The organism is Psychrobacter sp. GTC18467 (genome assembly GCF_055397455.1).
The window spans coordinates 1,996,283-2,023,248 of record NZ_AP038920.1; the positions used below are offsets into that span (position 1 = coordinate 1,996,283).

Sequence of the window (26,966 nt, forward strand, 5' to 3'; positions counted from 1 at the left end):
TCTTAACGTAGCCGAACAAATTGCCCAACGCCAAAAGGGTCTTGCCCCAAGCCAATTGAACAATCAGCGCATCCCGATTTATGGCGATAAAGCCACGGCAACAAGCGAAACTAAGCCGTTAACGTGGCGCTTAGCCCACCATGATGCCGTTCTTGATTTTAAAACCCATGAGTCACTTCGCGGTTTTGAAGCGTTAAAAATGGCATTGAATCAATCTGCTGAAACAACGCTAAACACCATTAAAGAAGCGGTGGTAAAAGGTCGCGGTGGTGCAGGATTCCCTGCCGGTATTAAATGGTCACTGATGGCGCCGCCAGATGGAGGGCCACGATACCTACTTTGTAACGCTGATGAGATGGAACCGGGAACGTTTAAAGACCGGCTGTTGATGGAGCGCCTACCGTTTCAATTGATTGAAGGGATGATTATTTCCGCCTACGCCATTGGCGCAACGGCAGGGTATATCTTTATTCGCGGCGAGTATATTTTAGCCGCTGAGCGTTTAAACGCCGCCATTGATGAAATGCTTGCCAACAATATGCTTGGCGATAACATTTTAGGAACCAATTTTAGCTTTGATTTGCACGTTCACACCGGCGCTGGGCGTTATATTTGCGGTGAAGAAACGGCGCTGATTAATTGCTTGGAAGGTCGTAGGGCTAACCCGCGAACCAAGCCGCCATTTCCTCAAGTTGCCGGCGCTTGGGGTCGCCCAACGGTGGTGAACAACGTTGAAACTTTAAATAACGTTCCGGCGATTATTTTGCATGGCAGCAAGTGGTATCAAGATTTACCCAAAGCCAAAGGTAAAACCGAAACCCCCGGAACGAAATTGTTTGGCTGCTCGGGTCTTGTTAATGACGGCGGACTTTGGGAGTTGCCCTTTGGCTATACTGCTCGTGAAATCATTGAAGACTTTGCAGGCGGCATGAAAGATGGCCGAAAATTAAAAGCTTGGCTGCCAGGCGGCGCATCAACCGACTTTTTAACGGCTGAGCATTTAGACGTTATCATGGATTTTGACACCATTCAAAAAGCCGGAAGCCGAATGGGAACAGGGCTGATTATGGTGGTTGACGAAGAGCAAGACATGGTCGCGCTGCTTCGCAATTTAGAAATCTTTTTTCAGCGCGAATCTTGCGGTTGGTGTACGCCGTGCCGTGATGGTCTGCCTTGGGGCGTCAAACTGTTGACCGCGATTAATGATGGTGAAGGTCAAGAAGGCGATATTGAAAAGCTTGAAGGGCTAACCCGCGACTTATGGATTGGTAAGACCTTTTGCGCCCACGCTCCAGGAGCAATGGAGCCGTTAATGAGCGCGATTAAGTATTTCCGACCTGAATTTGAGCAAAAAATCGCCCGAGCGGTTGGGGTTTCAGCCATTGATGCTGCAGCTCAAGCGCCCCTAGGCGAACAATAAGGAGAGCGGCATGGCAGTCATTCATATTGATGGAACTACGGTTGAGGTCGATGGCGCTGACAACTTGCTGCAGGCGTGTTTGTCCTTGGGCATTGATGTGCCGTATTTTTGTTACCATCCGGCGCTCGGCTCGGTTGGGTCGTGCCGTCAGTGCGCGGTGAAGCAGTACCAAAATGCGGAGGATTTAGAAGCTGGTCGCGGTCGCCTTGTTATGTCATGTATGGTTGCGCCCACCGATGATATGTATATTTCGGTGACCGATGACGAGGCCAAAGCGTTTCGTAAGTCGATGGTTGAGCTGCTCATGACCAACCACCCGCACGATTGCCCAACTTGTGAAGAGGGCGGTCATTGTCATTTGCAAGACATGACTTATATGTCCGGTCACAATGAGCGCCGCTACCGCTTTACCAAGCGCACCCATTACAACCAAGATTTAGGGCCATTTATTGCCCACGAAATGAACCGCTGTATCGCTTGTTATCGCTGCGTTCGTTTTTATAAAGACTATGCTGGCGGCGAGGATTTGGGCGTTTATGCGTCAAACAACCGCGTTTATTTTGGTCGCGACAAAGACGGTCAGTTTGAAAGCGAGTTTTCAGGAAACTTAACTGAAGTTTGTCCAACTGGCGTTTTCACTGATAAAACTCACTCCGACCGCTATAACAGAAAGTGGGACATGCAGTACGCGCCAAGCATTTGTCATGGCTGCTCAGCAGGTTGTAACATTTCAGCCGGTGAGCGCTACGGCGAGCTGCGCCGAATTGAAAACCGCTACAATGGCGACGTTAACGGCTATTTTTTATGTGACCGCGGTCGTTTTGGCTACGGTTACGTCAACCGCGCTGACCGTCCAGTTCAAGCGGTAGCCCAAAGTAACGGCGCTTGGTCGCAAGTTGGCATTGATTATGCCCTTGACCGCGCCGTTAGTGAAGTCATTGATAAAAAAGTGGTTGGGATTGGCTCGCCGCGAGCAAGTCTTGAAACGAACTTTGCCTTAAAAACCATGGTTGGTTTTGAGAATTTTTCAACGGGGCTAAATCACGAGCAGCAAGCCTTGATGGAAAAAACCATTGAAGTGCTGCAATCTGAAGGCATTTACAACCCAAGCTTAAAAGAAGTTGAAGACCATGACGCGGTATTGGTTTTGGGTGAAGATATTACCCAAACATCCTCACGTGTCGCCTTAGCCATTCGGCAATCGGCAAAAAATAAAGCCATTGAAATGGCAGCAGCGACCAAAACTCAGCCTTGGCTTGCTGAACCGGTCATGCGAATTGCGCAAGGGGCGAAAAGTCCAGTTTACGTCATTGATGTGGCGCAAACAAAACTTGATGATATTAGTAAAATCAGCTGCGTGGCAACCCCTGAAGATATTATCGCCCTTGGCTTTAAAATCGCTGAAGAAATTAACACTTTCAACGATGATTTAGCTGCGATTGACGCGCCAAATATTGATGATACCGCCGATGCAATGACCTCGCTTGCTCAGCAAATTGCTTATGATTTAATCATTGCCAATCGACCCCTTGTGGTATCTGGAAGCAGCTTATCGTCTATTGCACTCATTGAAGCGGCCGCGCAAATCTCGCAAGCGCTCACCCAAAAACGTGAAGCGATTAAAGCAACCGAAGCGGAGCAAGTAAAAGCGCATAATGACAAAGTTCGCGCCGCCCAAGCAAAACAAGCCGCAACGCCGCAATTAGAGGATGATATCGAGCTTGCTGCTAAACCTGAAAAATCTGAAGTTGCTGGTGATAAAGACGTTCAAGACGATACGGAGCGTGACCCCGCAAGCGCCCTTGAATTAAAAGAAGTCAATACGCGCTACCATGGTCAAGCCGGAACGTATTTAACCGCTCCTGATGCCAACAGTTTAGGCGTTTGCTTGCTTGGCGGTCAGTCGGCTGAAGAATTATTAGCAGCTGATTTTGATGTATTAATCGTTGCTGAAAACCAATTGACCAATGTCATCGAGCCGCAAAAGTTGGCGCAATTATTGGCGGAAAAAACGGTTATTGTTTTAGACCATCAGCATTTTGATTGGCATGACGCGGCGGCAATGGTACTTCCTGCCGCAAGCTTTGCTGAAGCTGATGGCACCTTGGTGTCCGCTGAAGGCCGAGCTCAGCGCTTTTTCCAAGTCTATGACAACAATTATTACCACCCCAATAGCGCGATTAAAGAAAGCTGGCGCTGGCTTCATGCCATTCATAGCACCAGTTTGGGTCGCGGCATCGACTGGACTCAGCTTGATGATGTGATTCAAGCCTTGGTGAGCACGCATCCAAAACTGGTGGGCATTAAAAACGCGGCGCCGGATGCTGATTTTCGAATTACGGGGCTAAAAATCGCCCGTGAGCCGCGCCGCTATTCTGGTCGGACGGCAATGCGAGCGCCAATTTCTGTTCATGAGCCGATGCAGCCAAAAGATTTAGATACCAGTTTGACGTTTTCAATGGAAGGCTATAGCGGAACAAAAACGCCAAGCGCGATGATTCCGTTTGCCCAATTCCCCGGTTGGAACTCACCACAAGCTTGGAACAAATACCAAGATAAAGTGGGCGGCAGCTTAAAACAAGGCGACCCTGGCGTTCGCTTGTTTGACAGCGTTGAGCGTTTGCCGCGCCGTCAATATGTTGCTCCTGATGCTTCAAATCGAACGACTGATTTACAACAAGGTCAAGCAAAGCTGGTTCCGCTTTATAATATTTTTGCAAGTGCGGAGATGGCATCACGAAGCCCTGTTGTGGCATCACAGTTGCCTACTGCCACTTGGAAGATTGGGGTTGAGGACGCTCAAAATTGGCAAGTTAATGAGGGCGATTATTTAGAAATCGCGGTCAATCAGCAAGCGATGACGCTTCCGGTTCAAGTCGTGCCGTATTTGGCAGAAGGCTGTATTGGTTATCCGGTCGGTCAAGTGGAAATTTTGCATCACGCCATGCCGGCAAGCGTTCGCAAAGTTGCCGCGCCAAGCATTGATTCTGACCGCGCGGACTTTGCGCCAACGACTATTCAAGAGGTTTAAGATGACTGTGACGCGAATTATTCCTGAAGTGCCAAGCTTTTTGGCAGCGAGTTTGAGCGCTGAAACGTGGTCAATCTTGTTTATGGTCATTCAAGCCATTGTGATTTTTTTGGTGGTGGTGATTACCGCGGCATTGATGATTGTTTATGAGCGCCGAATGCTGGCGCTTTGGCAAGACCGCTATGGTCCAAACCGCGTAGGGCCGTTTGGCTCTTTGCAATTGATTGCCGATATGCTCAAAATCTTTTTTAAAGAAGATTGGACGCCCAACTTTACCGATAAGTTTATTTTTACCCTTGCGCCTGCGGTGGCCATGTTCACCGCCTTAGCTTCCTTTGCCATTATTCCGGTGTCGCCAACCTTAGGTGTTGCCGATTGGGACATTGGGATTTTATTTTTCTTTGCCATGGCAGGGATTGCGGTTTATGCGGTGATGTTTGGTGGTTGGGCGTCAGCAAATAAGTTCTCCTTACTTGGGGGACTACGCTCAGCTGCGCAAACCATCAGCTATGAAGTGTTCTTAGGCTTGTCACTCATGGGCGTAGTGGCGCTTACCGGCTCATTTAACCTGCGCGCGATTGTTGAAGCCCAAGTGGATGGCTGGTTTATTATTCCGCAGTTTTTTGGCTTTTTAACCTTTGTGGTGGCAGGCGTTGCGGTCACTCACCGTCATCCGTTTGACCAACCAGAAGCCGAGCAAGAGCTTGCTGAGGGTTATCACGTTGAATATTCGGGAATGAAATTTGGGATGTTCTTTATTGGCGAGTACGTCAACGTGGTATTGATTTCAGCGCTGATGACGTGCTTGTTTTTTGGGGGCTGGCTTGCGCCATTTAACCTCAACATTCCGTTTGTGCCGCCGGCGTTTTGGTTCATTATTAAGACCCTGTTTTTTATGACCATGTTTATTTTGGCGCGCGGCTCACTGATGCGGCCTCGCTACGATCAGGTGATGAATTTTGGCTGGAAGGTTTGTTTGCCGGTAACGCTAATTAACTTATTGGTCACAGCAGCGGTCATTTTACTGTTTTTCCCAAAGCTATAACTTATCCGGCTTGAAAGATGTTGATAAGGATTGCAATCCTATGTTTACGACGATAAAAAAGACGGTCATTGGGATATTTACCATTGTCCGCAGTATGTGGATGGTCAATAGCCACGCCTTACGGCCGCGCGATACCATTTTATACCCAGAGGTTCCGGTTCCGGTGCCGCCAAGGTTTCGTGGTCGCATTATTTTAACCCGTGACCCCGATGGTGATGAGCGCTGCGTGGCTTGTAACCTTTGCGCGGTGGCGTGTCCGGTGGCTTGTATTTCCCTGCAAAAAGCTGAGCGCGAAGATGGTCGCTGGTATCCTGAATTTTTTCGGATTAACTTTTCGCGCTGTATTTTTTGCGGGATGTGTGAAGAGGCTTGCCCAACGACCGCCATTCAGCTGACGCCGGATTTTGAGCTTGGGGAATATGTCCGCCAAAATTTGGTTTATGAAAAAGAGCATTTGCTGATTTCAGGGCCTGGAAAATATCCGGATTATAACTATTATCGCGTAACCGGAATGGCAATTGCGGATAAACCTAAAGGCGCGGCGCAAAACGAAGCGGCACCGATTGATTTAAGGAGCCTATTGCCATGATGAATTTGCTTAACAATCCTGATTTGGTTGGGTTTTATGCGTTGGCTGCGGTGGCGATTTTTGCAAGTTTGCGCGTGGTGATTCACGCCAATCCGGTTCATGCTATTTTATCGATGATTGTGTCTTTGCTTGCGGTTGCCGGAATCTTTTTTATTTTAGGAGCGCCGTTTGCAGGAGCGCTTGAAATTGTCGTTTATGCCGGTGCGATTTTGGTGTTGTTCGTTTTTGTGATCATGATGCTCAACCTTGGCATGCGCAATGAGTTGATTGAAGAAAGCTGGCTTGATGCCAAAACTTGGGCGGTGCCAACGGGGCTGACCATTATTGTTGCGGTGATTATTTTTGCCATGCTTGCGATGGGTCACAATGATGCGGCAGTGATTGGGGGCGTTGGTGTTCCTGCCAAAGCGGTCGGAACGGTGCTCTTTAGTCACTATATTATGATTGTTGAAATTTCAGCGTTATTGCTGTTAGCAGCTTTGGTTGCGGCGTATCATTTGGGAAAAAAATCGCTTAGTGATGCCATTATCGATGATGTGAACGCAAATCAAGGCGCAGAGTTTCATTATTCTGAGGTTGACCCGCAAGAGTTTGTGGGGTTGAAAAAAGCGCCGCGTAAGGAGTTCGACTGATGGTACAAGCTGTAAGCGCGGCGGAAATGAGCGCCATGCCGTTTGCTCATGAGGTGATAGGACAAGCGCCTATTATCGAGGCGCAAAATGTGCTTGGGGTCATTCCGATGAGCCACGGGCTAATTTTAGCCGGAATTTTATTTGCCATTGGTCTTTGTGGGGTGATGGTTCGGCGCAATTTTTTATTTATGCTGATGAGCCTTGAAATTATGATGAACGCCGCCGCGCTTGCCTTTGTGGTTGCCGGTAGCCGCTGGGTCAATCCTGATGGTCAGGTGATGTTTATTTTAATTTTGACCTTGGCTGCCGCTGAGGCATCCATTGGGCTTGCCATATTGTTGCAGTTTTATCATAAGCGTGGTCACTTAGATGTCGACAGCGCCAACGAGATGAAAGGATGATGTCATGAGTTTATTACCATTCACCTTTATATTTCCGCTCGTTGGCTTTTTAATTTTAGCCTTTTTGCGTGACAAACTGTCTGAGACGGTGGCAACCATTGTCGGCGTTGGCAGTATGCTCTTGTCTGCCCTTTGTGCGCTTTATGCAAGTTTTGAGTTTTTAACTACCGAGCCTGCCGGCGCGGTGGTTGAGATGCCGCTTTGGACGTGGTTTCAAGTGGGCGATTTTGCACCAAGCTTTGGGCTGAGTTTTGATGGCTTGGCATTGACCATGACCGGCGTCATTACCGGCGTGGGCTTTTTAATTCATTTGTTTGCGTCATGGTATATGCGCGGCGAGTCTGGATTTGCGCGCTTTTTTAGCTATATGAACCTGTTTGTGGCAAGTATGCTGCTGCTCGTTTTAGGGGATAACTTATTGTTGTTATACCTTGGCTGGGAAGGCGTTGGGATTTGTTCATACTTGCTGATTGGTTTTTACTTTGCTGACCGTGCGAATGGTCGGGCAGCGATTAAAGCCTTTACCGTGACCCGCGTTGGTGATGTATTTTTAGCGTTTGGACTGTTTTTATTGTTCCGCGAATTTGGAACGCTCAACATTCAAGAAATCATTACCCGAGCGCCTGAAATATTTAGCATCAATAACCCAACGATGGTGTTAACCACAATGATGCTCGTTGGCGGCGCCATGGGCAAATCGGCGCAGATTCCACTGCATACGTGGCTTGCCGATGCGATGGCAGGTCCTACGCCGGTATCAGCTTTGATTCACGCCGCAACGATGGTCACGGCTGGTGTTTATTTAATTGCCAGAATGCATCCGCTGTTTTTATTAACGCCTGAAGTTTTACTGTATTGGGTTGGCGCGGTTGGCGCAATTACCCTTGTGGTTGCCGGATTTTGTGCCCTTGCGCAAACCGATATTAAACGAATTCTTGCTTATTCAACCATGAGCCAAATTGGTTATATGTTCTTGGCACTTGGGGTTGGCGCTTGGCAAGGGGCAATTTTCCACTTAATGACCCACGCGTTTTTTAAAGCGTTGTTGTTCTTGTCGTCAGGGGCGGTCATTTTAGCCGTTCACCATGAGCAAGATATCTTTAAAATGGGTGGGCTTCGTAAGAAAATCCCTCTGGTTTTTTGGTGTTATTTGATTGGTGGTGGGGCGCTTGCGGCAATTCCTTGGGTTACCGTTGGTTTTTATTCCAAAGAAGCCATTTTATGGGAAACCTTTGCCACCGGTCATCAAGTGCTGTTTTATATGGGCGTGTTTGGCGCATTTTTAACCGCCATTTATACCTTTAGAATGATTTGGATTATTTTCTTTGGTGAAGAAAGAACGAAAGCTCATAAACTTACAGGCGTGTCATATTGGTTGCCGTTGGTGATTTTGCTGGTGCTATCTACCGGTGTTGGGGCGCTGATTGTGCCACCACTGCACAATGTGCTGCCAGAAAGCTATGGTTATTTGCTTGAGGCTGCCGGAAATGCTCATGATAAGCATACGGCTGAATTTATCGCGATGGGCGCGATGGTTGCAGGATTGATTATTGCAGCGCTGTTGTACGTGGTGGATAAAGGTCGGATGCTGATGCGCTTTAAGTCGTCAAAATTTGGCGGCGCGCTGTATCACTTTAGCTATCATGGCATGGGCTTTGATGCGCTTTACGATATTATTTTTGTGAAACCCTTTTTGATGATTGGTCGCTTGGTGAAAGCTGACCCTGTCGATAAGACTTGGAATATTTTGCCGATGCTGGCGTCAGCGGGCAATAAGATGCTGTCTTTGACACAATCTGGGTCACTTCGCGGTTATGCAGCCAGCTTTGGGTTGGGTGCAGCTGTCCTGTTGGTGCTGGTAATGATGACGGTGGTATAAGATGATGGAGTTACAACAAACATGGCTGCTGCCGGCGCTGATTGCCATCCCGTTTATTGCAGGGCTGCTGTGCTGGCTTGTTGAGCGGGTCAATAAACGCTTGCCGCGCTGGATTGCGCTCATTGGCATGATAATTACCTTTGCGCTATCTTTAGTGCTTTGGCAGCAAGGCGGCTTTACCGGACTCAGTCAGCAGTCGATTACGCCGGATGCGTCAGCGCCTTGGATGGCACAGTTTAGTGTGCCTTGGATTCCAAGCTTTGGCATTAGCTTTCATTTGGCGATGGATGGCTTGTCGCTGTTGATGGTGGCATTGACCGGATTTTTGGGCGTGGCGGCGGTTGCCTGTTCTTGGAATGAAATTCAGCGCCGAGTTGGGTTTTTCCATTTAAACTTGCTTTGGAGCTTAGGCGGCGTTATTGGCGTTTTTCTTGCCATTGACTTGTTTTTATTCTTCTTCTTTTGGGAGATGATGCTCGTTCCAATTTACTTTTTGATTGCCCTTTGGGGTCATGATGTGGTCGGCGGCAAAAGTAAAGAATACGCGGCAACGAAGTTTTTTATTTATACCCAAGCCTCAGGGCTAATCATGCTGATTGGTATTTTGATTTTGGTCATTATCAATTATGCCACTCGCGGTGTGGTCAGCTTTAATTACAATGATTTGATTGGGGTGCCACTTGGCGGTTGGGAATATCCCATCATGCTGTGCTTTTTTATTGGCTTTGCGGTTAAATTACCGATTATGCCATTTCATGGCTGGCTTCCGGATGCTCACGCGCAAGCCCCAACCGCAGGTTCGGTGGATTTGGCAGGGGTGTTGATCAAAACAGCAGCTTACGGTTTATTGCGTTTTGTGTTGCCGTTGTTTCCGGCAGCCTCGCAAGAGTTTGCGCCGATTGCCATCACCCTTGGAACGATTGGTATTTTCTACGGCGCTTGGCTTGCCTTTATGCAAACCGATATGAAGCGCTTGCTTGCTTATACCAGTATTTCGCATATGGGCTTTGTGGTGCTGGCGATTTATACCGGAACGCTGCTAAGCCTGCAAGGGTTGATGGTGCAAATGCTGGCGCATGGCTTAAGTTCGGCGGCGTTGTTTATTATGGCAGGTCAGTTGTACGAGCGCTTGCATACTCGTGATTTAACCTTGATGGGCGGAATGTGGGGTCAGTTCCGTTATTATGCGCCGATGCTGATGTTCTTTTGTGCCGCGCTGCTTGGTATTCCGGGGACGGGTAACTTTATTGGCGAGTTTATGATTTTACTTGGCTCGTTTGCCACGTATCCGGTGTTTGTGGTTCTGGCAACCATCAGCTTGGTCTTAGCAGGGCTTTACTCGCTGATTTTGATTTATCGCGCGTTATTTGGCGTAAACAACATTCCTGAGGTCGCCCTTCACGAAACTAAGTCCCATGGCTTGCCAAGCCGCCGCTTAAAAGATTTGGGCAAACGTGAATTAACCTTACTTCTTGTACTTGCTGCCGGACTGGTTTGGCTTGGATTGTACCCGCAGCCGGTGCTTGATACCTCAAGTCATGCGATGCAGTGGATTAATAATGCTTATGTTAATAATCAAGCAATGCAAATTGATATGTCGCAATTGCTTGATGCAGTGGAGGCGCGCTAATCATGACTGAGTTTACAATGACTGATTTGATGGGGCTCATGCCTTTTGCGCCAATCATTGCGGTGGTCATCACGATACTTTTGGTGATGATTTCCATCACGATAAAGCGCTCACATGTGGTGACCGCAACGATTACCGTGGCTGGATTAAATATTGGGTTATTTACCTTAATCGGGCAGATGGCAGGGCTGATTAGTCGCGGCACGACGCTACCAAACGCTGAGCAGTTATTTGTCATGGACAATTTTGCTCAGTTTAATATGGTGGTGATTTTTATCTGTGCGCTGGCGTGTTGTACGCTGGCTTACGCTTATCTTGCCAATTTAAATGACAATAAAGACGAGCTGTATTTACTGCTGTTATTATCAACAGCAGGGGCGCTGCTCATGGTTTGCGCTCAGCATATGGCGGCGTTTTTCATGAGTCTTGAGCTGTTATCGGTTCCGCTTTACGGTCTTCTGTCATACACTTACTTACGCAATAAGTCGCTTGAATCGGGACTTAAATATTTGGTCTTGTCGGCAACCGCTTCAGCCACCATTTTAATGGGAATGGCATTTATTTATGCTGAAGTGGGAACGCTAAGCTTTAAACCCATCAGCATGATGCTGGTTAATATCTTTGAGTCGCCCATGCTGGTGTTAGGAACGGCGATGATGGTGTTTGGTATTGGCTTTAAATTGTCCGCAGCGCCATTTCATACTTGGACGCCGGACGTTTACGAAGGTGCGCCGGCGCCGATTGCCACTTACTTAGCTTCCGTGTCAAAAGTGGCGATGATGGCACTTGCCATTCGCTTTTTGGTGGATTCCGCCTTGCTTGCGTTACCAGCAGTGCAGATGCTGTTAATGGTCATGGCAACCTTGTCTATTTTGGCCGGTAACTTACTTGCCGTTCGCCAAACCAGTCTTAAGCGCTTATTGGGTTACTCATCCATCTCGCATATGGGCTATGTTTTAGTGGTCATCGTCAGCATTGGCGCGGCAGCGGACAGCATTTCAAGCATGTATATGGCGGTTTATGCGTTGACCTCAATCGGTGCGTTTGGGGTGGTGACCTTGATGTCAAGCCCATATCGCTTAGCCGGTGAAGCTGATGATTTAATTCATTATCAAGGCTTATTTTGGCGCCGACCGGTATTAACTGCTGTCATGACCATTATGATGCTGTCATTAGCCGGCGTTCCGCTAACCGCAGGATTTATCACCAAGTTATTTGCAATTTTAGCAGCGGTTCAAGGGACCAACTGGTTTTTAGCGGCGATGATTATCTTGGGAAGTGCGATTGGTCTATTTTACTACCTTCGCGTGATGCTCACCTTGTTTAAACGTCCAAAAGAGTTTATTGAGTTTGACGTTGCAGGTCAGTGGGGCATTAAGACCGGTGGGATTATGGTCATTGCGGTTATGGTGGCAATTATCTTCTTTGGGGTGTTGCCAAATACCTTGATTGAATGGTCGAGCCTTGCCCGCATTTGGTAAATAAGGCTAAGCTGACGGATGCACCAAGTTATGCTAAGCTTGGTGCATCTTTTTTTTGGGCGAAAAATAAGGGCAAATCATGAGTGAGTCAAACATTGCGATGGTTAACGTGTTAAGTAAAACGACGTGGACGCCCAATTTGTTCAGCTTCACGGTCAGCCGTCCTGACAGCTTTAAATTTACCGCCGGTCAATTTGTTCGCCTTGGAGTTAACCCAAGTAAGCTTGGTTATCATATTGAAACCGGAAACGCCGCGCCGGATGAGGATATTTTTCGGGCGTACTCGATTGTGTCATCACCTTTTGATGAGGTTCTTGAGTTCTTTTCCATCGTCATTCCTGATGGCGCGTTTACCTCCGAGCTGCAGCATTTACAAGTTGGCGATACGCTACTTTTAAACACCACGCCATTTGGGTTTTTAACGTTGGCGCGCTATCAAGCGCCGACGCCAAAAGATTTATGGCTACTGGCTACCGGAACAGGGCTTGCGCCATTTTTATCCATGCTGCAAGACCTGCAAACTTGGCAAGATTACGAGCATATTATTTTAGCTTACAGCGCCAGAACCCAAGATGAGCTGGCTTATTTAGATAAAATTAAATCACTTCAAGATGACTTTGGCAGTTTGGTTGATAACCCTGCCAAGCTGATTTTTATTCCCATTGTCACTCGTGAAAAAATGGCAGGGGCGCTCAATGCAAGACTACCAGAACTATTATTAAACGGTAGCCTTGCTAAAGCTGCGGGTGTTGATTTAGAGACTGATTCTGCGCATATCATGCTTTGCGGTAATCCTGATATGGTTGAGGATACCAAAGAAACCCTTAAATCGATGGGGTTTGTCATGAATCGGCGCGGCGAGGGCAATATTGCCGTTGAAAACTATTGGTAGCGGGCTTTACTCTTAGTTTTTACTCTTCGGCAGGTTCAGTGGCATCAGCAAGCGGATTGATAGGACCTTGCATCAATTCAGGGTCTGGCTCGTCTTTATCACTAATGATGTCCTCGCCGGTGCTGCCGCCAAGTAGGTCGCGATAATTGACCTGCGTTTTTAAAATTAGCTGGTCTTCAGCGACCTCGCCATCATTAACTTGAACCTTATGCAGCGCACTCATAATCTTATCGTTCTTTTTCAGCCAGCGGTGAATGTCAAGATAAATGATGTCCTGCTTGGCGCGGGCAATGTTGATATAGCTTAAAATCACCCCAAGCGGGTCTTTTTTCAAAACGCTATGATAAAACCAAATGGCAAGCTTAATGCCTTGACGTTTGACGAACGACTCGCAGCGCAAATTTAGTACGTCCGTATAAGTCAGCTGACCAAAGACAAAGCGCTGAACATTGCGGTCTACTTGAACGTGAACAAGGCGAAAATTACTGGCAACTTCGGTGTAAATCCCTGCCACATTGATGGTGGCAAACAGCCGAAACCAATCATCGTGAAGCTCAACGCGCAATTCCAAAATTGATTTGACATTGTCGGTGACATATTTTTGCAAAGCGTCATTGACGTACTTTTGGGCAACCGGCAAGTGCAGCTCATCGTCCATTTTGTCCGCCGTTTTTTGATAAAGCTGCCTTAAATGCAGGCTTAAACTGTCAAAGCTGTCCGTCAGGGCGTCGCTGATGCGCTGACCAATCGTCTCAAGGGTGTCCTCAACGTTTTCAAAATCGCTCAAAGTGTGGTCCTTATTATTCAATCTAACTTGTGGCAAGGATTTTTAGGTTTTATAAACTATAAAAAAGAGTATATAACAAAATCGGCAGCCGACAACCATCCGCGCTGCTTTGTAGCAAATCTCCTAAAGAAGATAACGCGATTGGTGGTAGACTTAACCTCGCTATTTTTTATAAAAATGGTTAAGGTAATAATCACGAAATTAATGGGAAATAAACCAAAGAGTGGGTATGAAAGTTTTAGGATTTGATTGGGATTTGGCGGTTCTTGCCGACAACGCTGTGATGATTGGTATAAAAATCATCGTCGCCTTGCTTATCTTCTTTATCGGTCGCTGGCTTGCCAAAAAAGTGGTTGGCTTTGCTAATAAAGTTATGACGCGAAGCAAAATGGAAGATACGGTGGCAAGCTTTTTAAGTCGTCTGCTTTATGGCGTATTGCTTGTTGTGGTGGTTTTATCGGCGCTCAATCATGTTGGCATTCATACCACCTCGGTTGCGGCGATTTTAGGCGGCGCGGCAGTTGCCATTGGCTTGTCATTAAAAGACCAGTTGTCAAACTTTGCCGCGGGCATCATGATTATCACCTTTAGACCATTTGTTTGCGGGGATTATGTTCAAATTAACAGCTTTACCGGAACGATTTCACAAATTACCCTGATTAATACCCATTTAACGACGATTAACAATCATGATGTCATCATTCCAAACGGCACGATTACCACCAACGCGGTAACCAATTTTACCGCGCTTCCCAATCGCCGCGTCGATATCACCATAAAAGTGGGCTTTGATAAAAACCTAAAAGCCGCCAAAGCCATTATGCTCAAGCTTGCAAATGATAATGATAAAGCCCTTAAAACGCCTGAGCCTACGGTTCAAGTCACCAGTTTAGGCGACAGCTCGGTGGAGCTGACCTTAAATGTCTGGTCAACCAATAAGGATTGGTGGGAAATGCAATGTGAGCTGCTTGAAGCGTTGACATATGCGCTCAAAGAACCTACTTAAATGTATGGCTATTGATAAGGGTTGGCAATGCCAAGTCGCGCTAAAATAGCAATTTCAAAGCTTTCCATTTCCTCTTGCTCGGCATTGCCTAATTCATGGTCAAAGCCAAGTAGATGCAAAATACCGTGAACCAGTAAATGCTGAATATGGTCATGGGTCTTTTTGCCTTGCTCGGCAGCTTCGCGCGTCATGACGTCATGGCAAATGATTAACTCACCCAATGGCAGCGCCGGTAAAAGCGCCAGCATGCTTTCGGACAAATCGCTTGGGTACGATAAAATATTGGTCGCGTAATCTTTGCCGCGAGCCTCCAGATTTAACTGCTGACCTTCCTTAAGATCGGTGATATAAATATCAAGCAGTTTGGGCGCTGCTAACCAATCCTCACTATCTGCAAAATAGGGCAGCGTTAATTCGTCTTTTAGCCGCGTGGATATGTCATCAAGGGCGGTTTTTACGACTATTGCTAACTTATCTTCGTTATAATAATTTTCTAAAACTGCCTCATCAATATTATCATTAGCGCTTATGGTTAATTCGCAAGAATCATTATTCATAATTGTCCTAAAATTCAAATGTTAAATGAATCACAATCAGTAAAAAACCGGAAAAGCCTTTGCCCTCCGGTTTTTGTTCGACTTAGCTAATAAAGCCGTTTATGCTTCCAAGTTCGCCAATCGCGATTGTTCTTGTTCAGCCAAGCGCTCTTGTTTGCGTTTTTCTTTGATGCGCTCTTGCTCGTCGTCAAACTCGTCATAAGCTTCAACGATTTTTTGAACTAAATGATGGCGAACCACGTCTTTTGAGTCAAATTTGGTGATATGAATCTCATCGATATCGCTTAAGATCTCCATCGCTTGCGCCAATCCCGATTTGGTGCCACGCGGTAAATCCACTTGCGAGATGTCACCAGTAATCACCGCCCGCGAGCCAAATCCCAACCGCGTTAGAAACATTTTCATCTGCTCAGGGGTGGTGTTTTGCGCTTCATCCAAAATCACAAACGAGTTGTTCAGCGTCCGACCGCGCATATAGGCAAGCGGGGCAATTTCAATTTCTTGGCGCTCAATCATTTTACCGACTTTTTCAAAGCCAATCATTTCATAAAGCGCGTCATAAAGTGGTCGTAAATACGGGTCGATTTTTTGAGTTAAATCGCCGGGTAAAAAGCCTAATTTTTCACCAGCTTCTACCGCAGGTCGAACCAGCAAAATACGCTCAATTTCGTTGCGCTCAATCATATCAACGGCGCAGGCAACGGCAAGATACGTTTTGCCCGTTCCGGCAGGACCAATACCAAAGCTGATATCCGAGGTTAAAATGTTTTTGACATAGCGCTGCTGATTGCCGCCGCGCGGGATGATTTTGCCTTTTCGCGTCCGCAAGGTAATTGGCGTAAAGTCCTTTGGGTCGTCAAAGTCAGCGCTGTTATTGTCATCGTTTTTTGCGGTTGGGGTATTGTCAATCACCTCGTCCTCATCGCGGGCAAGGCTTGATTGAATGATTAAGTGCAGCTCTTGCGGGCTGATGTCTTTTGAATTTTGCGCTTCATCGGCAAGCTTATATAAAATGCGCTCACCAAGCTCAACGCCGCCTAAATCGCCACTTAAGGTAAAATCGCCATTGCGCTGGCTGATTTTAATATCAAGGCGCTCTTGAAGGTATTTTAAATGGTTGTTAAATTCGCCCAAGATGGTTTTTAGATGCTCTTGGGTCAAATGCTCAAAGGTGACATGGCGGCTTATGGTATCAGTCAAGCGATTATCCTTCTAATGGTCAAAAATTATAAAAAGCCCTGACTTCATTATGGTTGATAGAATTTAAAATTCAAGCCAAATCCCACGCCAAAGTACGCCGTTTTTGTATGTTGATTGCAACCGCGCGGCGCAGATTTTTGCTTAGTTTTAGCCGTTTGGATAAAAACGAATTTGATAGATTGCGCCTGAGGAGTTAAGCAATCACGACACAGGTAAACGCAAAATATTATAAGATAGTCAAAGTTTGATTGCCCTTTTTTTGATGGGGTTTTGCCACTTTTTATTAAATAATGAATTGAATAATGATAAGGATAACTTTATGCCAAATGTCAAAAGCTCAACCGCAGCCATTACTGATGAGCACGTGTTAATCGTTGGCGGCGGTCATGTGGGGTTGTCGTTTGCGTTAATGCTTGCTCATCAAGGGATTAAAAGCACCTTGCTTGAAAAAAACCGCTTTCCAAAATTAAGTCCTAATGATGACGGCTTTCAAACGCATTATTTGGACAGCCGAAACACGGCGCTATCACGGCGAACGGTGCAAATTTATCAAGAAATTAACCTTTGGGACAGCTTGCAAAGCCACGCTTGCCGGATTGATGGCGTTGAAATCAGCGAGCAGGGCAGTTTTGGCAAGGCGGCGCTTGATAAAGAAGAAGAGCACGTCGAATCGTTTGGTCAGGTGATGGAAAACGCTTGGCTTGGTCGAAAGTTGCTTTTGGCAGCACAAGATAATCCGCTGATTACCTTAATTGATAACGCTCAAGTGACCGATGTGACGCAAGATAGCGACAGTGTAAGCTTAACTTTTAGCTATTTTGAGGAAACTAACGAGCAGCAGTTGCAAGGCAGTATTTTGGTGGCTTGTGATGGTCGCGATTCTACCGTTCGTAATATTTTAGGCATTGATACGACGACATATGATTACGGTCAAACGGCGATTGTTGGCGTGGTCGAAACCGATAAGCCTCATAATCATATCGCCATTGAGCGCTTTAGTCCGGCAGGACCTTTGGCAGTATTGCCGCTGACGGACGCCGACGGCGACGGCAATAATGAGCTGCAAACCGGACATCGGCGCTCGGTGGTTTGGGTTTGCCCAAAAGGTGAAGAAGGCGACTATCTCACCGATGAGGCACATTTTTTACAAACTTTGCAAGAAGCGTTTGGCAATCGCGCCGGCAAGTTTTTAAAAGCCGGTCGCCGCGGCGCTTATCCGCTCACGCGAGTGCTTGCAACAAGCCAAGTTTTGGGGCGCTGCGTGATTATGGGAAATGCCGCTCACACCTTGCATCCGGTGGCAGGTCAGGGCTTTAACTTATGCATGCGTGATGCTCACGTTCTTGCAAAAATGTTAGCAAGACAAGTGCTAAAAGGCGAGGACATCGGCGACAATGCCATGCTCAAACGCTATGAGCGCGCCCGCCTTGTCGATCAAAAGCGCGTCATTCGCTTTTGTGATGCCGTCGTTTATGGCTTTACCCACCCAAACCCTGCGGTGAAATTGGCGCGAAATGTGGCGCTGATAGCCTTTGATAAATTGCCTCGCGTTAAACCATTGGTTGCCAATTACGCAATGGGGCTTAAATCTTAATGGCTCATTTTTTAAAATTTTAAAGCGTCATTTTAAAGTCTAATTTTTAATTCCCAAGATCAATAGCATCGATTTTTATAAGGATAACCCAGTGAGCAAATCATCCAGCCAAACTCTCATCATCGGCGGCGGTATCGTTGGTGCAACCTTAGCGTTAAAGCTTGCGCAACATCAGCATCCAGTCACCTTGATTGATGCGCGACCAAAGTTAAGCGTTGAAGACTGGGATGCCAAACTTGCCCATCGCGATGCAAGAGTTTATGCGCTTAGCCTTGCCAGTATCGAGCTGTTAAAAGCCGTTGGCGCTTGGGACTATATCGTCACATCTGACCGCAAAGCCGATTATACTCAGATGCAAGTTTGGCAACTCAACGGCATGGGCGAGCTGTTATTTAACGATGAGGCGGCAAGCAGTTTACTTGGCAGTATGGTCGAGCCGTTTGTAATTGAGTTTGCACTTTGGCAGCGGCTGCAAGAGGTCGCCGACAGCGGTGATTTAACCTTAATTTCAGGTCAAAAAGTACAGGCGCTTGATTGGCTCGGGGAAAATACTGGTTATCAGGTAACGCTTGATGATCGTCAGCAATTTAGCGCGCCGCTGCTCGTTGGTGCCGATGGTCGCGGCTCGTTTGTGCGCAGGCAAGCTGCCATTAACCTTGATACTTTAGATTATCAGCAAACCGCGATTTGCTGCGCCATTCAAACCCAAAAACCGCACAACGCAACGGCGCGTCAAGCCATGCTTCCTACCGGAACGCTTGCGCTGTTGCCGCTTGCCGATATTACCGATAGCGACAAAGCAAATCCGCAGCATTGGCAATCCATCGTTTGGAGTTTGCCGCGAAATCGGGCGCTTGAACTGCTTGCTGAGCCGCCGCGCGTCCTTGCCGATAAGCTTGCCGCCGCTTGCAACTATGAACTTGGCGCGATTGAGACCATTGAGTCCATCGCCAGCTTTGATTTGACCGCTCAGCACGCCAAAAGCTATATCGCGCCCAATTTGGCATTGATTGGCGATGCCGCCCACGGCGTCCATCCGCTGGCAGGTCAAGGGCTAAATCTAGGAATGCTTGATGTGATCGCTTTGGCAAATCAGCTTGAGCGCGACTTTCAAAGAAGCGGCGGCAACGCTTGGGGCAAATGGCAAACGCTCAGCCGTTATGAGCGCGAGCGCCGACCGCATAACAGTATGATGATGCACAGCTTTTCGGCGATTAATTGGCTGTTTGCCGGTGATTTGGCGCAGCTTCGACCCGTTCAGCAGCTTCGCAATGAAGGTATGTATCGCGTTGGCAAAATCAAACCGTTGATGCGACTGTTTGCGAAAAAGGCGAGTGGGGTTTAACTTAAAAGGAACTTGCTATGAAAAAGGATTTTTATTTGGCAATTATCATTTCTAGCAGCGCTTTGGCGTTGCCCGCGTGTCAAACCGCGCCCCAATCAATAATGGTTAGTCAGCAAACAAATACCGTTGCGACTCCCATTTTGGACTCAGATGGCGATGGCGTTCCAGATAGCATCGACCAATGTCCTGCTACGCCTTGGAATATAGTCATCGATGAAAGAGGCTGTCCTTTAGCGCCTGTAGGGGTAGGTCTAAGAATGGAATACCGTGCCTTTTTTGACAAAGATAGTAGTGAGCTTTTGCCAAAGTATCAAGACGAGCTTAATAAGGTCGGCTTAAAAATGCAAGAGTACAAAGACGCTAACCTATGGATTGAAGGTCATAATTCAAGAACAGAAGTGGTTAGTGCTGACTTGAGCAAACCTAATCCGTTAGCACAAGCTCGAGCCGATAACGTTAAAGATTATTTGATATCAAAGTTTAACATTGCTCCTGATCGTATCAAAGCAATTGAATACGGCGCAAATCGACCGATTGCGCCATCCGATACTGAAGAAGGGAATATGCTTAATCGGCGGGTTTATGCGCTTGCGTTTGAGCCTGACGAATATAGAAAAGGCTTTAATTAAAAAGATTTAGGATAAAAAAAGGGCAAAATAAGTATTAAAAAGGACTTTATCATGACATCAAAAGTTTATTTAGCTATGGGTATTTTTAGCAGCGCTTTAGCCTTACCCGCGTGTCAAACCGCAAAACTAACAGCTGATAGTAAAGTCGCATTGCCAACCGTGAGCGTAAATCTTGATTCTGATGGTGATGGCGTTCCGGATAACATTGACCGTTGTCCAAATACACCAAAAAATGTCATAACGGATGACTATGGTTGTGAAGTTGCTATAAGCATGGACAGAGGACTGAAAATAGAATACCGCGCCTTTTTTGACAAAGACAGCAGCGAGCTTTCGCCAAAATATCAAGCCGAACTTGAAAGGGTAGGTTTGAGAATGCAAGAGCATAAAACCGCAATCATACGGATAGAAGGTCACAGTGCCAAAAGTGAGGTTTATAGCACCGATTTAAACAAACCCAATGCACTGGCGCAAGCTCGAGCCGATAAGGTTAAAAATTATTTAGTTTCGAAGTTCAATATTGCCCCTGAGCGCATCACGACGACTGAGTACGGCGCAAATAGACCGATTGCCCCTTTCGATAGTGAAGAAGGTGATATGTTTAATCGGCGAGTTTATGCGCTTGTGACCGAACCTGAAAAGCAAAAAAGTCATTAACATGAGAGTGATTTAAGGCATAAAATAGCGTCGAGCTGATATATCTAACCCCAATTTTAAAACGCCGAAAACACCACCATCAGCACCGGCGCGACGATATTAATAATAAAGCCAAAGCTAATTGCAAGCGGCACGACCGTCAGACCGCCGGACTGCTGAATGATGGGCAAGGTAAAATCAAGGCTTGTCGCCCCGCCAAGACCTACCGACGCCGACGGGTAATGGCGCATAAACACCGGAATAAAAATCAGCGCAAAAAACTCGCGGATTAAGTCATTAAACAGCGCCACGCTGCCCCAAATCGCGCCGTAAGCATCGGTCATTACAATCGCCGACAGCGAATACCAACCAAATCCTGACGCCAGCGCCAAGCCTTTTGTCCATGATACGTCACTGAAAATCGCCGCAAACATCAAACCGCCAACCAACACCGACAGCGTAAAAATGACGCTCATTTCTACGCCGCGGCGATTGAGTAGCACTTCTTTTAAAGTAATTCCTGAGCCTTTTAGTCCAATGCCAACGAGTAAAATCAAAATCATCAGCAAAACGGTCATGGTTTTTTCAGGCGGCATCAGCGCTTCAGGCAATATAAGCCCAAGCCCAAAGCCGACCACCACGCAAATCACTTGAATGAGGCTGCCGCGAATGCTGACGCGGTGCTGATTGGTTTTTGCAGTTGTTGTTTTGGCATGCCACGGCTTGATGGTATCAAATATTTTGAGCCCAAAAAGCCCCGTGCCGATAGTCAAAACAGAAAGCGCGGTCACATAAAGCGCAATCTCGCCAATCTGACTGCCAAGACCGTGAACTTGCGACAGCTCAATGCCAATGAGCGTTAGGATAATAAATACCAAATACGACAAGCATTTATCAGTAATTAAAGTCAGCTTGGGATTAGAGGGGATGGCAAAGCCAATAAATAGCGGCGTTAATACCAAAATAAGGGTAATGAGGCTTTCCATCGTCCGGCTCGTCAAACGCGTTTCAAACTGGCGATTGTAGCACGATTTACCTTATTCGATAGCTTTTAAAATGACGCGACCGTTAAGCGGCTTTGGGATTAAGCCGCTAGCATTTAAGTAACATTAAGCCGCGCCAACATGAGCAAACAAGTCGCGGTCTTTGACAATATCGCCGCTTGCGGTCACTCGCGATTTTTGCGCTTCGGCAAAATCAAGCATCCGCTGTAAGGGCTTTCTGGCAGCTGCCGCTAGGTCGTCATCAAGCAATACTTCACCGCTAAAATGGGTCAAGCAATTTTCAATCCCTTGCAAGCCGTTCATTGCCATCCACGGACAAAACGCACAGCTTTTGCAGCTTGCGCTTTCACCGGCGGTTGGTGCGGCTAAAAAGCGTTTGGTCGGCGATTTTTTTTGCATTTCATGTAAAATGCCAAGGTCGGTCGCGACAATAAAGGTGTCATCATCCATCTCAAACGTTGCGTTTAACAGCTTACTGGTTGAGCCAACCACATCGGCAAGCGCGACTACACTGTCCGGTGATTCAGGGTGAACGAGGACTTTTGCCGTTGGGTTTTCTGCTTTTAATTGTTCAAGTTCGGTGGCTTTAAACTCATTATGAACCAAGCACGAGCCTTGCCAAAGTAGCATATCCGCGCCGGTTTCGCGAGCGATATAGCTTCCTAAATGGCGGTCAGGACCCCAAATGATTTTTTCGCCGCTTTCATGCAAATGACGGACGATATCAATACCAACCGATGAGGTCACCACCCAATCGGCGCGAGCTTTCACCGCCGCACTGGTATTGGCGTAAACCACCACGGTTCGGTCGGGGTGGGCGTCACAAAATGCGCTAAAATCGGCGCTTGGACAACCCAAATCAAGCGAACATTCGGCTTCTAAATCTGGCATTAACACCGTTTTTTCCATGCTTAAAATCTTTGCCGACTCGCCCATAAAGCGAACGCCAGCGACCACCAAGGTTTTTGCCGGATGCGCTTGCCCAAATCGCGCCATCTCAAGCGAATCGCCAACGCAGCCGCCAGTTGCCAATGCTAAATCCTGAATAAAGGGGTCAACGTAATAATGCGCCACCAAAACGGCATCTTTTTCAATCAAAAGCTGCTTGATTTTCGCCTCAACTTGTTTGCGCTTGTCACGCGGTAAATCCGCCGGAATTTTGGCGCGGGCGTAATCAATGTTTAATTTTTTGGCAAGACTATTGTCAGCGTTCAAAACGGGAGCATCAAAAGGAAATGAGGTAATCATAAGGCAAACCTTTGAGTATCAAGCGATGGCAGATGAGGTTTTTGAATTGAATAAAAGAAAAAGTCATTTTGCTTAATTATGCTCATTTTGAGCATTAATACAAGTGGTTTTTATTAAATATTGATAACAAAAATTTGGTAATGGTAAGCCATTTGGTTTTAGATGATTTTAAACGCTTTCAAAATGCCTATTTATTAGGATTCAAGCTATACTCAATCAATACTAAAGTTACGATAAAAATTAAACAAGGATAATAGTAAAGCAATGACATTGTCTTATTCTCACGCTCACAAATCGGGAAGCGGTACGACCGAAGTGGTGGCGGTTTTGGTTGCCATTATTGAAGGCGTTGCCAAAGTGCTGACGGTCGATGACGGCAAATTATTGCCCAATGGTCCGCTGATGCCGCTGCATCGCTCGTTGCAGGCAGGCGTTCGCCAGTGGGTCGAGGAGCAAACGCAGCAGCCACTTGGCTACATGGAGCAGCTTTATACCTTTGTTGATACCAACCGGCGCAACATTGACGGTCATGCGCTCGTTTACGTCAGCTATTTGGGACTGGTTCAGGAAATGCAAACCATTCGCCGCCAAAGCCAAGCGGTTTGGCGTGATTGGTTTGATTATTTTCCGTGGGAGAACCATTTAAATGGCGCGCCTAACGTGATTACCGAGGTTATCATTCCAGAATTATTTGCTTGGGCGGATGCGGCGGACACAGCTACAGCGCGTCGCCGTCGTCAGCGCATTTGCTTATGTTGGGGCGTAAATGGCTTTGAGGATTTAAAAAACTTAGAAAACGGCGACAGCTATTTGCAAAATATCGGCGTCAATTGGGTTGCCGAACACGTGCTTTTGCGCTATGAGATGCTTTATGAAGCAGGTCTCATTCCAGAATCGCCGGATTATCAACCCAATAAACTGCCAAGTGATTGGGCGTTAATTATTGGCGCGCCGATGTATTATGACCACCGCCGCGTCATTGCGACCGCCATTTCACGGATTCGCGCCAAGATTGAATATCAACCGCTGATTTTTGGTTTAATGCCAAATGAGTTTACCTTATCACAGTTGCAGCAAAGCGTTGAGGCATTATCAGGCGTGCCACTTCATAAGCAAAACTTTCGCCGCTTGCTTGAGTCGCAAAATTTGGTGATGCCTACGGGAAAAAGCAGCACCCATCAGCGTGGTCGCCCTGCCAAGCTTTACCGCTTTTGCCATGACATTGAATTGCAAAGCTTACTCATGGACAGCAAATTACCCAAACGCAAATAAAGTTACGGCTTTTTTATTGCCATTAAAATTATTTTCCGCTATATTTATGCTCATTTTGAGATTAATTCAAGATATTAATTTAGATTTAAGCCAATATAAGATAAGGATATCCCATGAGCCAATTGCCAAATTCTGTCACCGAATCCGCCCTTGCCAATCTGGTTATCAAGCCTTGGGTCGAGGCGGCGCTTGTTGAAGATTTGGGTAGGCGCGGCGATGTGACTTCGCAAGCGACGATTCCGGCTGGCATGCAGGCAAAGCTTGAAATTCGCGCTCGCCAATCCGGCGTGATTTGTGGGATGGATTTGGCAAAAATGGCGTTTGCGTTGGTGGATGATGACATTGATTTTGTTGCCAATATTACCGATGGCGAAAAAGTTGCCGCAGGAAGCGTTCTGGCAACCGTTCAAGGTAACGCCCGCAATTTATTAACCGCTGAGCGAACGGCGCTGAATTTTTTGACCCATTTAAGCGGCATTGCTACCGCCACCCGCCAAATCGTCGATAGCGTTGCTGAGTTTCCGGCGCAAATTACCTGTACGCGCAAAACCATTCCGGGGCTGCGGGTATTGCAAAAATATGCCGTTCGCTGCGGCGGCGGTCGCAATCACCGCTTGGGGCTTGATGATGCCATTTTAATTAAAGACAATCATATCGCCATTTCAGGCGATATCACCACCGCAATTGCGCAGGCAAAAACGCTAGCCGGTCATCTCATTCCGATTGAAGTTGAAGTCGATAATTTGGAGCAATTAGCAGAAGCGCTTGATGCGGGTGTGAATTTGGTGCTGCTGGATAATATGTCGCCATCAATGCTGACCAAAGCTGTTGCCATGTGCCAAGGTCGCGCGCAAACTGAGGCATCAGGCGGCATCACGCCGGACTCCGTCGTTGCCGTTGCCAAAACCGGCGTTGATTTTATCGCCATGGGCTATTTAACGCACAGCACCACCGCGCTTGATATTGGTCTTGATTTTAGCAGCGAAGCATAAAGCCTTTATTATTAACAAGCATTAATCGCTAAAACTAAAAAAGCCCTTATATTAGATAAGGGCTTTTTTTATGCGTTTTATAAAATATGCTTTTTGAAAAACGATAAAAACTAACGCAAAACTACTTTAAGCGCCATGCTTTTCTTTATAAGCATCAAACGGCTCTTTGCTGCTGGCGTCAGGGCAGTTAACGACTTCGATACCTTGCTGACCTAAGTCTTTTTTCAATTTGTCATATAGCGGCTGAGTTCCCCAACCGTAAGCGTCGCCAAGCTCTTCATCAGCGCCATAAACCACGCGGTCAATGCCAACTTGAAGCATCGCTGCCATACACATTCCGCAAGGTTTGCCGCTTGCATAAACGGTGATGCCTTCGTGCGGCTGACGCAGCGTTTTGCCGGCTTGGCGCAGCGCTTGCATTTCAGCATGAGCGGTTGGGTCGTCGTGGAGATAGGCTTCGTTGACCGCTTCGGTTAGCACGTCTTCACCGCGAGTGAGCACCGCGCCAAACGGTTCGCCGCCTTTAGCGACGTTTTCGGTAGCAAGCTCGATGGAGCGCTTAATCATTTTTTTATCAAAATCGGTCAGTTGGTCTGCCATAACATCATCCTTTATCATTATGATTGGGGTTAAAAAAGCCCGTTAAAGCTGCGCGCCTGATTTTAGCTAGCCCATAACAAGGCAACACGTCTTGCGCGCAGGATTTGAAAAATAGCCAAAAAGCGTAAATAAAAAAGGTAAAAAGAAGGGTAGCCGTGAGAGTTGATATTGCAATGCAATAATCAAATCCTGAGCAGAGTATCGCCACCGCCGCTATTAAAGTCAAGCTTAAAGCCGCTAAAAGCATTTTTACTGATTTTGAAGAAATTTTTATCTTGATGACCCATAACCAAAGTTTTCATCACAAATAACAATATGTTAGAATAACGAATATTGCCCATGCCATCGTAATAACCTTGCGATGGCTTTGTTTTTTGCAGCAACCCCAAATGCGAGCTTGCGGCTATGAATACCGAAATTATCAAAATTATCCTTGCGTTTATGGTGCTCATCAACCCTTTTGGCGCATTGACCCTGTTTTTAGATTTGACCCGCGGTTATACCATGGCAAACCGCCGCAAAGTGGCGCGGATTGCTTGCTTGACCATTTTTATTACCATTGCATTTTTCACTTTGGCAGGGGAGTCGCTGCTCAAGGGGCTTGGGATTTCGATTGGCTCATTTCAGATGGCAGGTGGGATTTTGGTGTTTTTAATCGCCATCAATATGATGAATGGGGAAGGCAATCCGGTCAAGCCCGATCAAGACAATTTTGATATTGATCACGTTCAAGATACGCTGCCATCAACTGCCTCAGCCGTTGTGCCGCTTGCAATCCCAATGATGATAGGTCCTGGGGGGATTTCAACCGTCATTATTTATTCCTCGCAGATTTCAGGATTACTGCAAATGTCAGCGGTGATAATTGCCGGACTTTTTATCAGTATTTTTTGTTATTTGGCATTGATGGCAGCAGGACGCATTAGCCGAGTTTTAGGCGATGCTGGACTTAATATTATGAGCCGAATCATGGGGATGCTGCTAGCGGCAGTTGCCATTGAAATTATTGTTAATGGTTTGCGAACGCTGTTTCCAGATTTATTATAAAAAAATGGCATTTTAATTCAAAGCTTCACTCAAAAATAGCTAACTTTTG

25 protein-coding genes are annotated in these 26,966 nt (G+C 46.7%); 18 read left to right on the forward strand and 7 right to left on the reverse strand.

Features of this window, described 5'->3' with window-relative positions; genetic code table 11:
- Window positions 1–55 precede the first annotated feature (55 nt).
- The 10 genes from nuoF (at window position 56) to ACZ5XY_RS08915 (ending at window position 13,000) form a co-directional block, all read left to right on the forward strand.
- Entirely contained in the window at window positions 56–1,420 is a 1,365-nt protein-coding gene (gene nuoF, locus ACZ5XY_RS08870) for an NADH-quinone oxidoreductase subunit NuoF (RefSeq protein ID WP_464743841.1), read from the forward strand.
- Between the two features lie 10 nt (window positions 1,421–1,430).
- The gene (nuoG, locus tag ACZ5XY_RS08875; RefSeq protein ID WP_464740866.1) at window positions 1,431–4,451 is read left to right on the forward strand and encodes an NADH-quinone oxidoreductase subunit NuoG; all 3,021 of its coding nucleotides are present in this window, start codon (window positions 1,431–1,433) and stop codon (window positions 4,449–4,451) included.
- A gap of 1 nt (window position 4,452) precedes the next feature.
- Window positions 4,453–5,496 carry an NADH-quinone oxidoreductase subunit NuoH gene (gene nuoH / locus ACZ5XY_RS08880; protein WP_464740868.1) on the forward strand — a complete coding sequence of 348 codons (1,044 nt, stop codon included), beginning with the start codon at window positions 4,453–4,455 and terminating at the stop codon, window positions 5,494–5,496.
- Window positions 5,497–5,536: 40 nt separating this feature from the next.
- On the forward strand, window positions 5,537–6,085 hold the full coding sequence (nuoI, locus tag ACZ5XY_RS08885; RefSeq protein WP_464740870.1) for an NADH-quinone oxidoreductase subunit NuoI: 549 nt from the start codon (window positions 5,537–5,539) through the stop codon (window positions 6,083–6,085).
- Window positions 6,082–6,717: an NADH-quinone oxidoreductase subunit J gene (gene nuoJ, locus ACZ5XY_RS08890; RefSeq protein WP_464740872.1), complete on the forward strand. Its 636-nt coding sequence runs from the start codon at window positions 6,082–6,084 to the stop codon at window positions 6,715–6,717. Before nuoI ends, nuoJ begins: the two co-directional genes overlap by 4 nt.
- Before the next feature lie 35 nt (window positions 6,718–6,752).
- A complete protein-coding gene (gene nuoK, locus ACZ5XY_RS08895) occupies window positions 6,753–7,118 on the forward strand; it encodes an NADH-quinone oxidoreductase subunit NuoK (protein ID WP_464743843.1) in 366 nt (121 codons plus the stop codon).
- A gap of 4 nt (window positions 7,119–7,122) precedes the next feature.
- Window positions 7,123–8,997 carry an NADH-quinone oxidoreductase subunit L gene (gene nuoL / locus ACZ5XY_RS08900; protein WP_464740874.1) on the forward strand — a complete coding sequence of 625 codons (1,875 nt, stop codon included), beginning with the start codon at window positions 7,123–7,125 and terminating at the stop codon, window positions 8,995–8,997.
- Window positions 8,998–9,001: 4 nt separating this feature from the next.
- Window positions 9,002–10,627 (forward strand): NADH-quinone oxidoreductase subunit M, encoded by a 1,626-nt coding sequence (gene nuoM / locus ACZ5XY_RS08905; protein WP_464743845.1) that lies wholly within the window; start codon window positions 9,002–9,004, stop codon window positions 10,625–10,627.
- A 2-nt stretch (window positions 10,628–10,629) separates the two neighbouring features.
- Window positions 10,630–12,108 carry an NADH-quinone oxidoreductase subunit N gene (locus ACZ5XY_RS08910; protein WP_464740876.1) on the forward strand — a complete coding sequence of 493 codons (1,479 nt, stop codon included), beginning with the start codon at window positions 10,630–10,632 and terminating at the stop codon, window positions 12,106–12,108.
- 79 nt (window positions 12,109–12,187) lie between these two features.
- Window positions 12,188–13,000, forward strand: a complete 813-nt coding sequence (locus ACZ5XY_RS08915; RefSeq protein WP_464740878.1) for a ferredoxin--NADP reductase — start codon at window positions 12,188–12,190, stop codon at window positions 12,998–13,000.
- A gap of 19 nt (window positions 13,001–13,019) precedes the next feature.
- On the opposite strand, the gene ACZ5XY_RS08920 is transcribed toward ACZ5XY_RS08915, so the two are convergent.
- On the reverse strand, window positions 13,020–13,736 hold the full coding sequence (locus tag ACZ5XY_RS08920) for a hypothetical protein (RefSeq protein ID WP_464743847.1): 717 nt from the start codon (window positions 13,734–13,736) through the stop codon (window positions 13,020–13,022).
- A 280-nt stretch (window positions 13,737–14,016) separates the two neighbouring features.
- Between ACZ5XY_RS08920 and ACZ5XY_RS08925 the strand changes: the two genes are divergently transcribed.
- Complete coding sequence (locus ACZ5XY_RS08925; protein WP_464740880.1) at window positions 14,017–14,793, forward strand: mechanosensitive ion channel family protein; 777 nt, start codon at window positions 14,017–14,019, stop codon at window positions 14,791–14,793.
- A gap of 8 nt (window positions 14,794–14,801) precedes the next feature.
- Here the strand turns inward: ACZ5XY_RS08925 and ybeY are convergent, their stop codons facing one another.
- Together ybeY and ACZ5XY_RS08935 are read right to left on the reverse strand one after the other, a co-directional pair.
- The gene (ybeY, locus tag ACZ5XY_RS08930; RefSeq protein ID WP_464740882.1) at window positions 14,802–15,350 is read right to left on the reverse strand and encodes an rRNA maturation RNase YbeY; all 549 of its coding nucleotides are present in this window, start codon (window positions 15,348–15,350) and stop codon (window positions 14,802–14,804) included.
- A 99-nt stretch (window positions 15,351–15,449) separates the two neighbouring features.
- Window positions 15,450–16,550: a PhoH family protein gene (locus ACZ5XY_RS08935; protein ID WP_464740884.1), complete on the reverse strand. Its 1,101-nt coding sequence runs from the start codon at window positions 16,548–16,550 to the stop codon at window positions 15,450–15,452.
- Between the two features lie 319 nt (window positions 16,551–16,869).
- Between ACZ5XY_RS08935 and ACZ5XY_RS08940 the strand changes: the two genes are divergently transcribed.
- The 4 genes from ACZ5XY_RS08940 (at window position 16,870) to ACZ5XY_RS08955 (ending at window position 20,775) form a co-directional block, all read left to right on the forward strand.
- Complete coding sequence (locus ACZ5XY_RS08940; protein WP_464740886.1) at window positions 16,870–18,144, forward strand: FAD-dependent monooxygenase; 1,275 nt, start codon at window positions 16,870–16,872, stop codon at window positions 18,142–18,144.
- A 91-nt stretch (window positions 18,145–18,235) separates the two neighbouring features.
- Window positions 18,236–19,489, forward strand: coding sequence for an FAD-dependent oxidoreductase (locus tag ACZ5XY_RS08945; RefSeq protein WP_464740888.1), 1,254 nt, complete (start codon window positions 18,236–18,238; stop codon window positions 19,487–19,489).
- A gap of 17 nt (window positions 19,490–19,506) precedes the next feature.
- Window positions 19,507–20,118: an OmpA family protein gene (locus tag ACZ5XY_RS08950; protein ID WP_464740890.1), complete on the forward strand. Its 612-nt coding sequence runs from the start codon at window positions 19,507–19,509 to the stop codon at window positions 20,116–20,118.
- Between the two features lie 51 nt (window positions 20,119–20,169).
- A complete protein-coding gene (locus ACZ5XY_RS08955; protein WP_464740892.1) occupies window positions 20,170–20,775 on the forward strand; it encodes an OmpA family protein in 606 nt (201 codons plus the stop codon).
- 56 nt (window positions 20,776–20,831) lie between these two features.
- Here the strand turns inward: ACZ5XY_RS08955 and ACZ5XY_RS08960 are convergent, their stop codons facing one another.
- Window positions 20,832–21,740: a LysO family transporter gene (locus ACZ5XY_RS08960; RefSeq protein WP_464740894.1), complete on the reverse strand. Its 909-nt coding sequence runs from the start codon at window positions 21,738–21,740 to the stop codon at window positions 20,832–20,834.
- Window positions 21,741–21,863: 123 nt separating this feature from the next.
- Complete coding sequence (nadA, locus tag ACZ5XY_RS08965; protein ID WP_464740897.1) at window positions 21,864–23,006, reverse strand: quinolinate synthase NadA; 1,143 nt, start codon at window positions 23,004–23,006, stop codon at window positions 21,864–21,866.
- Between the two features lie 264 nt (window positions 23,007–23,270).
- Here nadA and ACZ5XY_RS08970 point away from each other — a divergent pair, with 264 nt between their 5' ends.
- Together ACZ5XY_RS08970 and nadC are read left to right on the forward strand one after the other, a co-directional pair.
- Complete coding sequence (locus ACZ5XY_RS08970; protein WP_464740899.1) at window positions 23,271–24,278, forward strand: NUDIX hydrolase; 1,008 nt, start codon at window positions 23,271–23,273, stop codon at window positions 24,276–24,278.
- Window positions 24,279–24,391: 113 nt separating this feature from the next.
- The gene (nadC, locus tag ACZ5XY_RS08975; RefSeq protein WP_464740901.1) at window positions 24,392–25,270 is read left to right on the forward strand and encodes a carboxylating nicotinate-nucleotide diphosphorylase; all 879 of its coding nucleotides are present in this window, start codon (window positions 24,392–24,394) and stop codon (window positions 25,268–25,270) included.
- A gap of 126 nt (window positions 25,271–25,396) precedes the next feature.
- Here the strand turns inward: nadC and ACZ5XY_RS08980 are convergent, their stop codons facing one another.
- Together ACZ5XY_RS08980 and ACZ5XY_RS08985 are read right to left on the reverse strand one after the other, a co-directional pair.
- Window positions 25,397–25,870: a nucleoside deaminase gene (locus ACZ5XY_RS08980; RefSeq protein WP_464740903.1), complete on the reverse strand. Its 474-nt coding sequence runs from the start codon at window positions 25,868–25,870 to the stop codon at window positions 25,397–25,399.
- Window positions 25,871–26,052: 182 nt separating this feature from the next.
- On the reverse strand, window positions 26,053–26,211 hold the full coding sequence (locus ACZ5XY_RS08985) for a hypothetical protein (protein ID WP_464740905.1): 159 nt from the start codon (window positions 26,209–26,211) through the stop codon (window positions 26,053–26,055).
- 64 nt (window positions 26,212–26,275) lie between these two features.
- Here ACZ5XY_RS08985 and ACZ5XY_RS08990 point away from each other — a divergent pair, with 64 nt between their 5' ends.
- Window positions 26,276–26,917: a MarC family protein gene (locus ACZ5XY_RS08990; RefSeq protein WP_464740907.1), complete on the forward strand. Its 642-nt coding sequence runs from the start codon at window positions 26,276–26,278 to the stop codon at window positions 26,915–26,917.
- Window positions 26,918–26,966 lie beyond the last annotated feature (49 nt).